10 protein-coding genes and 3 pseudogenes are annotated in these 14,597 nt (G+C 56.3%); 6 read left to right on the top strand and 7 right to left on the bottom strand.

Going from position 1 to position 14,597, the window contains the following annotated elements; all coding sequences use genetic code 11:
• The 4 genes and pseudogenes from IFS44_RS21030 to IFS44_RS21015 form a co-directional block, all read right to left on the bottom strand.
• A pseudogene (locus IFS44_RS21030) lies at positions 1–243 on the bottom strand (MBL fold metallo-hydrolase); the annotation flags it as partial.
• Between the two features lie 90 nt (positions 244–333).
• Positions 334–828: a MucR family transcriptional regulator gene (locus IFS44_RS21025; RefSeq protein WP_192099994.1), complete on the bottom strand. Its 495-nt coding sequence runs from the start codon at positions 826–828 to the stop codon at positions 334–336.
• Positions 829–1,407: 579 nt separating this feature from the next.
• On the bottom strand, positions 1,408–2,106 hold the full coding sequence (locus IFS44_RS21020) for a Crp/Fnr family transcriptional regulator (protein WP_192099992.1): 699 nt from the start codon (positions 2,104–2,106) through the stop codon (positions 1,408–1,410).
• A gap of 861 nt (positions 2,107–2,967) precedes the next feature.
• Positions 2,968–3,534, bottom strand: coding sequence for a DsbA family protein (locus IFS44_RS21015; protein WP_342366530.1), 567 nt, complete (start codon positions 3,532–3,534; stop codon positions 2,968–2,970).
• Positions 3,535–3,870: 336 nt separating this feature from the next.
• On the opposite strand from IFS44_RS21015, the gene IFS44_RS21010 reads away from it, so the two are divergent.
• The 6 genes and pseudogenes from IFS44_RS21010 (at position 3,871) to IFS44_RS20985 (ending at position 9,262) form a co-directional block, all read left to right on the top strand.
• Positions 3,871–4,419: an FxDxF family PEP-CTERM protein gene (locus IFS44_RS21010; protein WP_192099990.1), complete on the top strand. Its 549-nt coding sequence runs from the start codon at positions 3,871–3,873 to the stop codon at positions 4,417–4,419.
• A 644-nt stretch (positions 4,420–5,063) separates the two neighbouring features.
• A pseudogene (locus IFS44_RS21005) lies at positions 5,064–5,324 on the top strand (transposase); the annotation flags it as partial.
• Between the two features lie 578 nt (positions 5,325–5,902).
• The gene (locus IFS44_RS21000; RefSeq protein WP_342366529.1) at positions 5,903–7,465 is read left to right on the top strand and encodes a methyl-accepting chemotaxis protein; all 1,563 of its coding nucleotides are present in this window, start codon (positions 5,903–5,905) and stop codon (positions 7,463–7,465) included.
• Between the two features lie 61 nt (positions 7,466–7,526).
• Positions 7,527–7,724, top strand: coding sequence for a hypothetical protein (locus tag IFS44_RS20995; protein ID WP_056678493.1), 198 nt, complete (start codon positions 7,527–7,529; stop codon positions 7,722–7,724).
• Between the two features lie 43 nt (positions 7,725–7,767).
• Entirely contained in the window at positions 7,768–8,322 is a 555-nt protein-coding gene (locus IFS44_RS20990; protein ID WP_192099985.1) for a hypothetical protein, read from the top strand.
• Between the two features lie 226 nt (positions 8,323–8,548).
• Positions 8,549–9,262: pseudogene (locus IFS44_RS20985) on the top strand (IS5 family transposase).
• 67 nt (positions 9,263–9,329) lie between these two features.
• Here IFS44_RS20985 and IFS44_RS20980 read toward each other — a convergent pair.
• From IFS44_RS20980 to IFS44_RS20970, 3 genes are all read right to left on the bottom strand, one after another.
• Positions 9,330–9,692, bottom strand: coding sequence for a response regulator (locus IFS44_RS20980; RefSeq protein WP_192003209.1), 363 nt, complete (start codon positions 9,690–9,692; stop codon positions 9,330–9,332).
• 601 nt (positions 9,693–10,293) lie between these two features.
• Positions 10,294–11,085, bottom strand: a complete 792-nt coding sequence (locus tag IFS44_RS20975) for a retropepsin-like aspartic protease family protein (RefSeq protein WP_206757893.1) — start codon at positions 11,083–11,085, stop codon at positions 10,294–10,296.
• 283 nt (positions 11,086–11,368) lie between these two features.
• Positions 11,369–14,074, bottom strand: a complete 2,706-nt coding sequence (locus IFS44_RS20970; RefSeq protein ID WP_274604260.1) for a PAS domain-containing hybrid sensor histidine kinase/response regulator — start codon at positions 14,072–14,074, stop codon at positions 11,369–11,371.
• Positions 14,075–14,597 lie beyond the last annotated feature (523 nt).

Here is a 14,597-nt window from a genome sequence, read left to right as displayed (position 1 = left end):
GACAGCAGGCCCAAACCGGTTCAAAGGCACTTTGAGAAACGCCGTCCCACATTCGTCGGCATCTGGCAGTCGGCCGCCACGTATGTTCACCTGAAGCGCGGTGAGCATCAGGTCGGGTAGTGGGAGCGATGCGTCGCGTTTTTCACGGGTTGAGACGAACTCGGCTTCGTCGATGCCATCGTGAACATGGATGTTGTCGCGACGCTGACGTCCGAAACCCACTTCTTTTACGACGCGAAACAAGCCACCATTGGCCTTGAATGTTTAAACGCTCCGTCGCGATACTTAGCGAAGCCGGAACGGAAACGGGGAGTGCTAGCCTCCCCGTTTCGCTTATGCCTCCTCGGTGACCTTCGTTGCGCGAGGTTTGCGGGGAGGCTTGGGGGAATCAGCAGTAGCCTTTTCGGCTGTCTGACCAGGCTTACGCCCCAAACCTATCAACTTTGCCATGGTCCGCCGTGCTTCCGAGTACGAAGGTGCAACCATGGGATAATCAGCCTTCAGGTTGTAGCGTGCTCGATATTCCTCAGGCGTAAGGCCATTGCTCGCCAGATGGCGGCGTAATGTCCTGTATGGCTTGCCGTCGATCAAAGAGATGATGTGATCGGGCGACGCCAGCGACTTACGCACCGTGACAGCAGGCTCATAAGCTTGAGCAGCTTCTTCCGGGGCTACTGAAGTAGCTGCGCCTGACAGTTGAGCGACAGCGGCATGCATTGACCGCAAAAGTGCAGGTACATCCTCCGCATTTGTGCGGGTGTTAGGATTGGCCAACCACGCAGCGGTCAGTTCAGCGGCCAACTCGACCGCATTGATATTATCGTTCATTATAATCTCTGAATCTTTGTAGGGATGCATGCAAATAGGTTCTATCGCTCCGATTATCAAGTTAAATAGATATGTAACGAGGAGGTGATCCGCTGAGAGCTTAAGAAATTACCGTTTAATGGTCCATCTTGGGACGCTCCGCATATAACGAGGCACGATCTGCGCGTCGTTTGGTGCCGTGATTACAGCATATCATTTAGGATAAGCGACGCAGCACAGCCTATTCGCGATAGCGTTGTGCTCTTCCGACAGACTGCTTGATGCGACCGGATCAGGTCTTCGCTGGTGCGGTCCAGCTGATCCGGGCTAGAGTGCCGACTAGCGTCAAGCGAGGTACCTTAAACGTCCGACAGACAGACGCCTTACTAGCCTCACCGTCCAGTGCGGCTGTAATCCGTTCGAGGGTTTCGGTATCGATCGTCAGCGGGTGGCCATTTTGGCGTCCGCGACGCTTTGCCGCAGCAAGCCCAACCATTTCGCGCTCGCGCGTCAGCGCGCGGTCATCGCGGTCATACTGTGATGATGCATCGATATTAACTTATATTAAATTGATACTATAGACCGCCTATTTGTCTTTCGCTAGTCTAGCTTAATATGGAGATAACCGGAATCAAAGTTGGCTACCTCTTGTAACTCTGCGACATTATGCAGCGTCAAGGTACGCTTCCGAAACTCCATTAACCCTTCATCCCGAAGCCGCCTAAGCATTCGGTTGACGTGAACCGGCGTAAGTCCAAGGGCATTGCCCAGTTGTTGCTGCGTAAGTGGCACAACGCAGGTCGAACCGCTCACGAGACCTAGACATGAGAGACGGGTATGCAGCTCGCACATCAGATGTGCGATGCGTCGATATGAATCCCGGTGGGCGATATTGACTAACCACGACCGCAGCACTGCCGCATCAACAAGAGTCGTCTGCCAGAAGGCTCGCGCCACATTGGGGCGATCAAGCAGTAGGGCTATCAGACGTTCGCGCCTTGCAGTGCCGATTGTCACCGGCGTTAGAGCGACTACGCCGTGATCCAACCGCCTTAGAAGCGTCGTTTCGCCGTTGCAGAAATCACCAGGCATCAGAAACGCTGTGGTTTGCCGCGATCCATCCACTAAAGTCACGCATTGGGCTGCCCATCCGTCGATCAAGACATGCAAATGCTCGGGTTGTTCACCTTCACGTAAAATATTTCCGCCTTTTTTGAAATGATGCGTGGAGCTGAAAAGCGCGAGCAGGCCTGATCGGTCATCGTCCGATAGGGCGGTAACCCGTTCCAGCTTGGTCATTAATTGGTCCATGCTTGCTGCAGATCTTAATCCAAGGCAACAATAAAGGTGATTTATTGGGCTTGAAATCAGCAGCTTGATAGCTGAAGGCCACTACCGCGGTCATCAGCGTTAGGCGATAACCTCTAACGGCATCGGCTTCCTCGATAGCGGAGCATCGCCTCCCTCTGCATTATTGTCACCACGCGGTCAGATATGTAGAAAAGCGGTCGCAGTTACGACTGCGCGACAAACGTGTGCTTTATGCCAGCAAGCTCCCTGCAGGCGCGGGCTTTCGTCAAATCACAAACCTGATGGGGGATACCTCGTCACGGTTTTCAAAGGTCGTCACTGCGGTGGTGAAAAAGCCGGAAACTACCAAGCACGCGGCTGCCCACCGACCCGCTTAGCTGCGGCTGATTCTATTTCGTTTAAGTCGGCTTGCGTCAGAGCGCCGGTTGCGAGCATCTTTCGCATCAACTCGTCCAATAGGGCCGCAAGGAAGTGTATTTCACGTCGTTCTGAGCCCGTGTCTTCGCCCTCAGTGTTCACTTCCATGCGCCGTTCCTTGGTTCGCCGTGCACTTTAGACACGGCCATTAACGTCCGCCAGGCGAGCATGTTGCACACCCCGCGTCATAAATCCGGGCAAACGTTCTCGTCGCGGAAGGATCTACGTCACTCAAAACGTCGGACATAAATACGTGGTTTAGGAGTGTATCTGAGAAGTTCGACCTGTCGTCACTGACTGGTGCACGACAGAAGGATATCCTCCGACGACAGCCTCTTGATCGTCTCAAGACGCGATCGGCGATCCTGCCTGTGACGACTTACGTGTTTCTTCCGACAGGGCGTTCGATCATGTTTGCATCCTCCCGGATCATCAGCCGTCCGCTCGCGCCCGCGCAAACAGCCGTTTAAAATCACTTGTCTCGATCGCTCCCATCGCCAGCATACGTCCGGCAAGATAGCCCGGGGTGCCGGTCAGACCGATCGAATAGGCCTCTTGACCGTTTGCACGTAGGCGCGCGGCGACGGCTTCTGCATGTAAAGCAAGCCACGTCGTCGCGCGCTGCCAGTCCCCTCCGGCACTGGTAACGACGTCTCGCAGCATGTCGTCGTCGATGATACGACCGTCGGTCATCAGTTGGCGATGAATGGCCGGATAGATCCCCTGTTCGGCACAGGCGAGCGCGATGCTCGCAGCACGTTCGGACGGTGGACCGAAGATCGGCCAGTCCTTATAGACGACCCTAACCTTTCCATCGCGTTCCACCGCCTCTTCCAAAGCGTGGAAGGCATGACGGCAGGCGGGGCAGCGGTAATCGGTGAAGACGGCAAGCCGGAGCGTCGCATCGGCTGGACCTTGCTCGGGTGAGTTTCCACTGGTCAGGATCAGGTCGGCGGTCGGCCCAACATCCCGACCGATTGGAGCCGTGCGACGCAGCACCTGCCCGACTGCCCAACCAGCCCCCACGACAGCCCCAAGCCCTACCGCCTGCCTCCGATTAAGTGGCTCTGGCATGTTCAGCGCGTCCAACGCTGGGCGAAACCTGCTGAGACTAGGCGGCGTAAAGTCTGCAGATCGATCGCCTCGGCCGCCATCTGCATGCCGACGATCAGCGATCGTGGCGCGTTCAAGTCAGCGCCGCCTGTGATTGAAAAGACACAGCTGTCCCGAAAATAGACATCATTGGGCTAACGGCTAATTTCAGCAATATATCGGTTTGTGAGTCGTCATGACCTCCATTATACTTTTGTTAGGCATAAAGTGAAGGAGGCCGTCATGAAGCGTCTACTTTGTTCGACTATGGCATTTATATCAGCGTTCGCGATGGCCCCAGCGGCTCACGCAATTGATTACACTCCTGGCGATCCGGAGTTCACGGTCAGCGGTGACATCACGAATGGTACCGTTTCGGCAGATTTCGGTCGTTCGGGCATCGGGATGGGCGCATTCCAAGATACCTTCAATTTCGTCATTGATCAGGCCGGTCTGGCTAGCGGTACGTTGAGCACGAACACCACGCGGCTGACGAGCTCTACCGACCTCGACATACTGTCGGTGTTTATCAATGGCTTCGCAGCGACGAAGACCATTGTGGGTAATGCTGAATTTTTCGAGATCAACAACCTGGCTATTGCTTCGGGTGCGCCGAATCAGATCGTGGTGAACGGCATGTCGCGTGGCAACGGGTCCTATGCTGGCACAGCAACCTTTGAGCCTTCGGCAGTTCCCGAGGCAGGTACCTGGGCGATCATGTTGTTCGGTATTGGCGGGATCGGTGCATCGATGCGTGTTCGCCGTCGCCAGGCAAAGGTCGCATACGCCTAAGCACATTTGATAGTTGGTCCCAGTGTCCATCTATCTTAAAACACCCGCCAACCTTTCGAGGTTGGCGGGTGTTTTTATTTGAGATTTAGCAAGCTCGGGTCCGCGCAACGAACGCCGTTGATCGATAAGTTTTAAAGCGAGTCAGTCGGTACTGCGCTCAACGGTAAAAGACCCTAGATCGCTAACTCGTCTTAATGATCGATACGTGTTATTGAACAAAAAGTCTTGTATCGGCATACATCGGTTTACGACCACACACCGCCACCATCCTCGGTCTTGCACGAAGCGCGAGGCAGATTGGACTTCTCAGATCAATAAGTTATCCAGCCTACTGCCACCCTCAAGGCGAAGCTCACCTGCTGCGGCCTATCGCCTCTTGCGATGGTGTTCGGTTGATTTCGAAAGTGATTACCGTCGATCGGATTATCAATCTGATCGCGCTGCCCGATGGAAGCGCGCCCATGGCGCCTATACTTTTAGCGCCATTAGGGTCAGGACCTATTGATGTAAAAGGCGCGATCTGACTCATGCTAAGTGAGGAGAGCGTGGATAAGGGACCTGTACTGGCTGACAGATACGCAGATGGCGTGTCTGCAACCGTTCTTTATTAAGAGCATAGCAAGCCTCGGGTCGACAATCGTCGGGTGCTTGGCGACCGTAATTATGACGCCGATTGGTTCAGGGTCGCCCTGGAAGCCAAGGGCATCCAACTCTACATCCCGGACCGCAGATCGCGCAACGAGCCAATCAGATACGACAAGTGCCGCTACCGGTGTCGCTACCGCATCGAGACCTTGTTCGGCCGTCTGATGATGTGGCGCCGAGTGGCCAATCGCTACGGCCGCTGCCCGACCGCCTTGTTCTCTACTATCACGCTCGCGGCTACCGTCATCTTCTTGCTATGACTAATGGGTCCTCACTCTAAGCAAGACCGCCCAATCGCAAACCAATTCGCTTGTTGTTGACGCGAATCCAATATGGCCGGTCTTCCGCGATGCCTGCCGGCTTGCGTCACAAATTCAGATCTCTATTGACGCGAGATCGGGCGCAATCATGGACCGCGAACTTACCTTGCATTAACCGGGCAGTGCATAGGTTAGCGTATGAAATTCCCGCCAAACCGGATGTTGGTCCCTGCGCAGATCGTCGCTGCAACGTTTGGGCTTATCGCGTTGACGATGTGGCCGCCAGCATCGGGCTCGATGCTTCTGGTGCCGCTCGGTTCAGATGACGGAGCAATCGTGCAGGGCGCGTTAGCGGGCGGTGCGGCGTTGCTCGGGGCCGGGCCGTTTCCGGGATCGCTGGTCGCCGTTGGTGATCGGGCCCGCATCGCCCCCCGGGTCGCATGGAATACCGTCATCATGGCCGCTCCGCCCGCAGGCTGTGGGGCAAATGGCGGCGCTGGGAGGCCAGTATGAACCGCATCACTTCACTAAAGCCAGCGTTTTCTTGGTTGGATCTCAGGGCGAAGTTCGGGGCCACCGTGGAATTTGGGCACGATGCCGGACTCAACCCGCTCGACCGGTTGCGGCGTCGCGCTGTCCAAGCATGGGCGTTGATCGGCTGGATTTCGTTCGGGGGGCTGCTGATAGGTAACACCGTATTAGGCGCAGGCACGGGTGTCCCGCTGCTGGTCATTGGCACCATCATCACGGCGGGGCCAACTGCGATGGCGCTCAGCGGGCGCTATGATGCCGAAGCCCGGACATTAATGGGATCGCTCGCCGCGGTGATACCAGCGATGCTCGTCTTCCTGCTCAAGGGGCATCCGTGGCAGATGGATGCACACATGTATTTCTTCGTCGGAATGGCGGCACCGGTAATGTTAGCGGACTGGCGACCGATCGCGCTGGCGACGGTGCTGACCGCGGTCCATCATCTTGCCCTCCAATGGTGGGCCCCGGAGTTTGTGTTCACCGGCTCGGGCAATCTTGGCCGAGTGATCTTTCATGTCGTGGCGGTCGGGCTGCAATTTGGCGCATTGACGGTGCTAACGATCCAGCTCGAGCGGCTGTTCCAGTCGCAGAGTGCGGCGTTACGACGGTCGCGCGAGTTGACCCAAGTGGCGGAGGATGGCCAGCGGCAGACCGAAGAAGCGATGCTTCAGGCGCGCACAGCGGAGGCGGTGGCGACGCGCGAACGCCGGCAGCTTGAAGAGCAGGCGGCACGGGTCGCGAGCGAGCGGCGCGGCGAGTTGGTGGTGCTAGCGAACGAGTTCGATCATTCCGTGACGTCAGTCGTGAAGAGCATCGGACAGGCGACCGAACGACTAGAGCATGCGGCAGTTCGGCTCGAGGACGTTACCGGCGACGCGACCCAGGATGCGGTTGACGCCGCATCGGGCGCAGGTCGAGCAGCACGCGACATCGCGCATGTCGCGTCATCGATCCGCGACCTGTCGGAATCGATCCGGACGATCGCGATTGCAGCCGACCAGCAATCGCAACTGACCGTGGTGGCGAGCCTGGAAGCGCATCGCAGCGTGCAGACGGTCGCGATGCTGGAGGATCATGCGGTCCAGATCGAAGTCATTCTCGACGACATCCGAGAGCTGGCGAACAAGACCAATTTGCTGGCCCTGAACGCGACGATCGAGGCGGCACGGGCGGGCGACGCGGGGCGCGGGTTCGCGGTCGTTGCGGGCGAAGTAAAGGGCTTGTCGGCGGATACCAAGCAGGCAAGCAACCGAATCAGCATGCTGCTTACCGGAATTCGCGAGGGCGTGGCAGATACGGGCGAGAAGCTGCGTAGCGTCAATACCGCGATCGGCCAGGTCTCAGTCGCGGCATCGGGAATCGCGACCGCAGTTGGCGAGCAGCGCTTCACGGCGCAGGAGGTGGATGCGGGTGCAGCGCGAGCGGTCGGCGCCGCGAAGGAAATCGGCACCCGGATCGACGGGGTGGCGGAAGCTGCAGGGTCTGCCGCCCTATTGTCGGCGTCGGTACGGGGCAGCGCCAGCGATCTGGCGGCGAGCGCGCGGAATTTGCGGTCATCGACCGACCTGTTCGTCTCGTTCCTTCAAGCGGACGATGCCGCGGCAGCGTAGTGCCAAGTCGGCCCCATCTCCGTGGGGTGCCCGCACGAAGACGCGCATGGTAGGAGAGTGCATGCTTAAGACAAAAATGAAGCGGATCACCGATCGTGGTGATCGCGCCGTTGAACGCCTTGCCAAGATCGAGACGTCCATAACAGGCCTTGCCGACAACGATCTGCTCGACCTGGCCGACATCTTCAAAGCCGAGCCTCGCACGCCGATCGGCGATTTGGCGTTCTTGGAAATGGCTCGGCGGAATATCAGCCTTTGACGGCAGCCTGACCAGGCCGAGCCGAAACAATGGGCCAACCCTAATGTTAACCAACTGGCAGGCGTTACACGTCAACGGCTTGCCGCATTCCAGATTCAACCTGACTCATACGCGTTGCCTCGACATGGCTGTCGAGCATTTTCGCTTTATGAACAAGATCATCACGCACGCCTGCGGGCATGAGGAAATTCACTATCTCGCTGGCTTCGCAAGCCAGCAGGAGCGGAAAGCCCGCTGGCTGGAGACGACTAAGTGCACTACCTGCTTTCTTGCAACCAAACAGGCTGAACAAGCGGAAGCGGCGGTTCGTGACGGTGCAGCCATAGCGCACCTTGATCTTCCATCGCTCACTGGCAGCGATCGTCAGGTCGCATGGGCATCAACCCTTCGAGCTAGCCGCTTTTGCAAGCTTGTTGCCCAGCCGGTTACACAGAAAGACGGCTACCAGATCTGTGTCCTTATCACTGACGCAAAATGGTGGATCGATCACCGAGCTCTGACAGAGCACGAGCTGCTCAAAGAGGCCGAACGACGCGCAGTCGAAATGAGCGTTTCGGCGAGTTCTGATCCCAGTCTTACTTCCCCACAGGCGGTCTAACGGCCAGATCACAGTCCTGTCTCCGTACGAGCCCTGTAAAGTCGCTTCGATAGTAGCCATGGCTTGAAGCCGTGCGCTTAAATATACCGTTGACCGTCTCGCACAATACCAAGCGAGTAAGATGTTATTTAAGGACGGCTCCGACCCATAATGTAAAAAGCGCGATCTGACTCAGGCTCCGTGAGAAGACCTGAGATGCGATCTGTACTGGCTGACGGACGAGCAGATGGCGCACCTGCGGTCATTTCCTTGGGAGCCAGGGCAAGCCGCAAGTTGCCGACCGGCAGGTATTGAGCAGTATCGTTTTCGTGAACCGCAATGAGCCTAGCTAGCGTGATGCGTTCAGCAACTAAGGCCTACACAGAACGCTCTACAATTGCTGGAACGGTGAGGTCAGATGGGTGTGCTCCATAGCATAATGGACGGCTTGGCTGCCGTTGATGCCGACCCAAAGACGTCGCTAAAGGCGCACCGCACGGCATCGAGCCTGCCGGTTAAAAAGGGGATCTTGGGCGCTTGATCGGTCTCACCAAAGCCTGCCCTAAGCTTGTCGAAGGGGAGGTATGAACACGAAGCTCCACGCCGTGACCGACGTAAACGGCAGTCCGCTCACTTTATTCATGACCGCTGGACAGTTCAGCGACTACATCGGTGCAGCTGCGTTACTGGACGATTTACGCAAGGCACAATGGCTGCACGGCGGTTGCGGCTACGACGCTGGCTTGCTCAGGGCTGCCTTCTGGCCAAGAGCATACAGCCGTGCATTCTAGGTTGGAAGCCCCGGCTCGAGCTTATTAACTACGACAAGCGCCGCAGCCGTATTGAGATCGTGTTCGGACGGCTGAAGGTCTGGTGCTGCGTTGTGACCCGCTAGGATAATTGTCCAGCAGTCTTCTTATCCGCCGTCGCATTCGCTGTCACCATCATCTTCCGGCTTTGATCGACGAACCCTGGACTAAACTCATCGAGCGATGGTTTGCACTTCCAAGATCGCTAAGTTTCTAGAGTCAAAGCAACGCGTTCACCCCGTCTAGAAACCGCGCCAGAGTTATTGGCTTCGAGATATAAGATTGCGCACCAGCTGCTCGGATTCGCTCTTCATCGTCGGGGCCGGCATAAGCTGTCACGGCCATTATCGGAATTGTCTGCAGGTTCTTGTCACTCACGATCTCGCGGATCAGCTCGTAGCCGGAGACGTACGGCATCTGAATGTCCATAATAATCAAATCAGGGTGAAATTCACGAACCCGGATTAGGGCTTCGCGACCGTCACGTACCGGCTCGACAACAAACTCATGCGCCCGCAATAAGTCGCAGAATAGTTTCAAGTTAAGCTCGTTGTCTTCAACAATTAGTACCCGTTTGTCCATCACGTCACTTATTTTTCTATTGATGACAACGTCCGGCAAATGCGAAAGCCCGTCACTTTGGTATAGATTATAAGAATATTGCTCTCTTTTTCGAGCGTTAATGATACAGCCCTGGTCTAATGTTGTGCCATAATGGAGCAACGGCGTATTCTGCTTTTTAACCACCTTAATTTTTCGGCGGTCTTCCAGGGCTGTCTCCACTCTTGTTTATAGGCGGCGCCACAAAGCGCGTGCAGAAAATGTGTTGGCAAGGACTTGTTATAGTCTTGATTAATACTGCTCTTTTTAAATACAGATCGGTTTTATTGACTATCTTTCTGTGAATGAATTCATACAATAGCACTTTTGTTTTAAAGTTTTAACAAAGGTCTCATGTTTATTGACTTATGATATATTCTACCGCTCGACTGAGTTATTGCCTGCCATCCAACGGGTGGCCTGCCAAATCGCCGATGTTATCGTAAAGAGGGTTGTGTGCAGTGGTGTTCATGATCCCCGAACAGAATGCGGGTCGCCTTTCAAAGCGTGTATGAATGTACTTTCGTTGATGCGGCAACCACTTGCGAAGATGCATCCTCCTGACGTAGTGTTAGCGTAAGGCCTACTGGGCGCCTTGCGGGATGATGGTCATGACACCGTCTTCGATCACGACGCGGCCAAGCCGGGCGATCTCGGTCTGGCCGAGAAGTGTATAGGCAATGCCACGCTGACCGATGCGAGCGATCATGCTGCCGAACTGCTGTCCGGCGACTTCCATCGTACGGAGCTTGGCGACAGCCACGGTGGTCATGCCGCCGATGCCGACGGCCCGCTCGTTGCGGATGATCGACTGGTACGCGCCGACCGCATGAGCTGCCTCAGGCGTGAGCAGCGTGTAGGTCGCGCCAGTATCAATGATTGCCTTGATCGCAACGCCGTTAATGCGAATGTTCGCGATAAAGTGTCCGCTCCGGCCATCACGCTTGATGCGCATCACCCCGGGCATCGACGGTGGCTGATTCTCCGAGAGTTTAGATAGATCCGGAATGAGGCGCGGTGGCTCATAAGCGGGATGGCGATGGATGGCCTGCCGGTAGGTCGGAATCCGCCTTGTGTAGGCGACGCGCTGTGGTTCAAATTGCGTGGCAACCTTGCGCGAACGGATGCGACCGTGGCCGTCCTCCTCAACGGTCTCGGTTATAACAATGCCCCCGGAGGCAACTTCGGTACCGATCTGGCCGTCCCACTGCCGATCAGAGATCTGCTGCTTACCGCTCGGCAAATAGGTGATCACGCGCGTTGTGCCCGCGGGCACGTCGAATGACTCGCCGTTGACAGTAACGCGCACCTGCGCGAGGGCAGGCGCCGCCACGATAACCGCAGCGGCGATAGCAAAGTTGCGCAGCATGATCATACCCTTGGAATAGGACGAGAAGGTTGAGGTCCGGTGAACCTCAGACGACGGTCTCGCCGAGACGTGATGAGCTGATCTGTTCGCGTATTCTGAATCACCGAACCGCCAATATCGATCCCGGGGGCGAGCATCTGCGTGGGTTGATCCGAGCGGCGCCGCACACTTGCCAACTACCATTTTACGAAGCTCTCACTACTCCAATGGCTGCGAACGGCATACTTGGTATCCGGGATAGGCAGAGGCGGCCAAAGCGGCGCAGTTCAATGTTGTTATCCCTGCAACCTTATAGTGCCGTGAGTTTCGCAGCTAGCTCTGCGCTCCGGAAGGGCTTTACCAATCGAGGCAGGCCCGGAGCAAGACCCTCAATATCGGCGTAACCAGAGACGATCAATACCGGCAAATTGGGCCACGCTTTTTGGAGCTCTGATGCAAGCTCCACCCCACTCATGCCGGGCATAAGATGGTCCGAGACCAATAGGTCAGGGAGCAATCCATTCGCAACAAGCGCCAAAGCAGTCTCTGCGCAGTTCGCTTCGCGAACTTCGTATCCAAGTTCTTCGAGCATATCAGCTGTGCTGGCCCGAACAGCGTTTTCATCATCGACGAGGAGTGCAAGGCCGCGCCCCTTGTTAATCGCTGTAACCTCCGCAAACGTTTCGTTTCCATCAGAAAGAAGGGCACTGACCGGCAACCAAAGTTCAACATTGGTCCCAACATCTTCCTGGCTATAAATAGTAAGTGCACCGCCTAGCTGAGCTGCCAGTCCGTGAGCCATCGAGAGGCCAAGGCCAGTGCCCTTGCCGATGCCTTTAGTCGAGAAGAATGGCTCGATCGCGCGAGCGAGCGTGACCGGATCCATCCCGACGCCAGTGTCGGCGACTACCAATCGGACATAATGCCCGCGTTTAAGCGCTCCGCGTGGGGTGCGGACGCTGGCGCGAGTTGCTGTTATCCGAAGCGTGCCTCCTTGAGGCATAGCGTCGCGCGCATTCACGCCGAGGTTCAGCAGCGCCATTTCTAGCTGGTTTGGATCTGCATTGGCAGGCGGTAGATCGTCTGCCAGGTCGACGACCACCCGAACCTGAGGGCCGGTCGTGCTGGCAAGAAGGTCGGCCATTCCCTCGACAAGCTTGCCGATGTCAACAGCAGATGATTGCAGCGGCTGCCGTCGCGCGAACGCCAGGAGACGCTGAACGAGCGTCGCGGCCCGGTCGACCGATTGAATAGCACCTTCGATCAGCCGTTGTTCGCGGTCGCCGCCGACACCTCGCCGCTGAAGCATATCGAGCGCCGCGAGAATCGGCGTGAGCAGATTGTTGAAGTCATGCGCGACGCCACCAGTAAGCTGGCCCATCGCCTCCATCTTTTGGCTCTGGCGAAGTGCTTCCTGCGCGTATTCAAGTTCGTGAGCAGCAGCCTTCTCTGGCGTGACATCGCGTCCGACTGCGTAGAAGACATCGCCTTCCGGCACGAGTGTCCAAGAGATCCAGCGCCACGACCCATCTGCATGAGCGACCCTACTCTCGAAGCGCTCAACGGTCTCGCCGTGAAGCAGCCGCTTCACGATGCTCTGGACCGCGTCGTAATCATCAGGGTGAACCTGCTCATGAAAAGGTATAGACAACAACGTCTTGGTATCGTGGCCAAGGGTTGCTTCCCACGCCGGATTTATGGTCTTCAGGAAACCATCGAAGCCGATGATGGCGAGCAGATCGCGGCTCATCTCCCATACTCGGTTGCGCTCAGCGGTTCGTGCGGTGACCTCGTGTTCAAGGCGATCGTTGAGCTGCTGGAGACGAATTTCGCCTGCCTTTCGGGCCGTGATGTCGATCGCGGTCCCGATCACCCGAAAGCAATTACCCTGCCCATCAAACAGGCCACGCCCCTTTGCTGCAACCCACCGGGTAATACCGTCCTCCTTGCCGATGGTCCGGTATTCTACGTCGTACAGAGTGCGGCGATCAGGGTCGCTTGCGGACTCGTAAGCCTCGCGTGTTTTCTCTCGGTCCTCCGGATGCACGCCATTATGAAAATCATCTAACGTGACCGGAACGCCCGGAGAGATACCAAACATCGCCTTGACCCGCGGTGGCCAGAACATGCTGCCGGTGGCCTGATCCACGTCCCATTGGCCAATTTCGGCAACCTCTAGAGCAAGCCGCAATTGCTCTTCGCTGACCCCAAGTCGCTCCTCAGCTTCACGCCGTTCGTCAATGTCGATTACGGAGCCGACATAGCCTAGGAACTCCCCATCGTCACCGAACCGCGGACTCGCAGCATCGATCGCCCAGCGGTAGGCGCCTGATACGTGCTTGAGACGGTACTCGAAGCGGAAAGGTTGATGTTTGGCGTTCGCCGCGACGAAGGCAGCTTCCGTACGCTGCCGATCATCAGAATGAGTAGCCTCTAGCCAGCCGTATCCGTGCGCTTCTTCAATCGTCTGCCCGGTAAACTCATACCACTGGCGGTTAAGATATGTGCAATAGCCGGTCGCATCGGTGACCCACATCATCACCGGAGCATGATCCGCCATATTGCGGAACCGGCCCTCGCTTTCCCGCAGCGCAGCCTCTCTGGCTTTTTCCGCCGAAAGATCGCGCACTTCGATGATCGTGCCGACAGGTTGACCGTCATCGTCCGTGATCGGGGATGCGGTGAACGCGACAGGATAGAAGTATCCCTCCTTATGGACGAATACCTCCTCGCCTTGCATCCGTTCGCGGTCGGGAAATGCCCGATCGATTGGACATTCGGCCAACGGGTAGGGTGTACCATCCGGGCGCTGGTGATGGACGACATCGTGCAGGGGACGGCCAACTGCCTCTTCCAAACGGTAGCCAGTCAACGCTTCTGCCGCTTTGTTCATGAAAGCGCAGTGCTGACGTTCATCCATGAGCAAGATCGCCATCATGCTATTATTGACGATGGCGTTCAAACGACGTTCGCTAGAGTCTATAGTCACTGCGCGCTCCCAAACGCCCTCCCCCATGAGGGTAAGGATTTCTCAGTAGGCCATACGCTTTGCACCCACGTCAACTAGTTGCTCTAGTTCCGTGACGAGACTGCAGATTCCCAGTCTGAATCCGTTGACCAGCGATCATTTAGTGATCCATGATGCATCACCCTCAATAATCTCAAAGACGAGGCCGACCATGATGCAAGGTACTGTGCTATTAGAATTGCCGGTAGCGCTCTCTACTTAATGCTTAGCAGAAGGCATACAGATACCGTGGGTATTGTGCACATATTGGTTCACAGTTTAAACAATATGTTTATATTTTAGATGCCGACCATCTATTTTCTGTTATTGCTTCACTATTACTACGGAGGCGGTATAAGCCAAGTAATTTATTTCTTTACAATTGACTTGGCTTATTAAGTGTAACCCATAACGATATATTTACAAGAAACGCGCTTGCACCCTCTTTGCGAATACAATCTCGCGCTGCTCTTACCGTACGCGTCCGGCCTGACCCGTGTTGCGGGAAACGGCACGAGCGGTGATGTCCGCT

It is taken from the genome of Sphingomonas sp. CFBP 13706, assembly GCF_014842355.1.
Lineage (GTDB): Bacteria > Pseudomonadota > Alphaproteobacteria > Sphingomonadales > Sphingomonadaceae > Sphingomonas > Sphingomonas aerolata.
The sequence above is the reverse complement of the archived record's forward strand: the minus strand, read 5'-3'. Positions and strand labels throughout refer to the sequence as shown.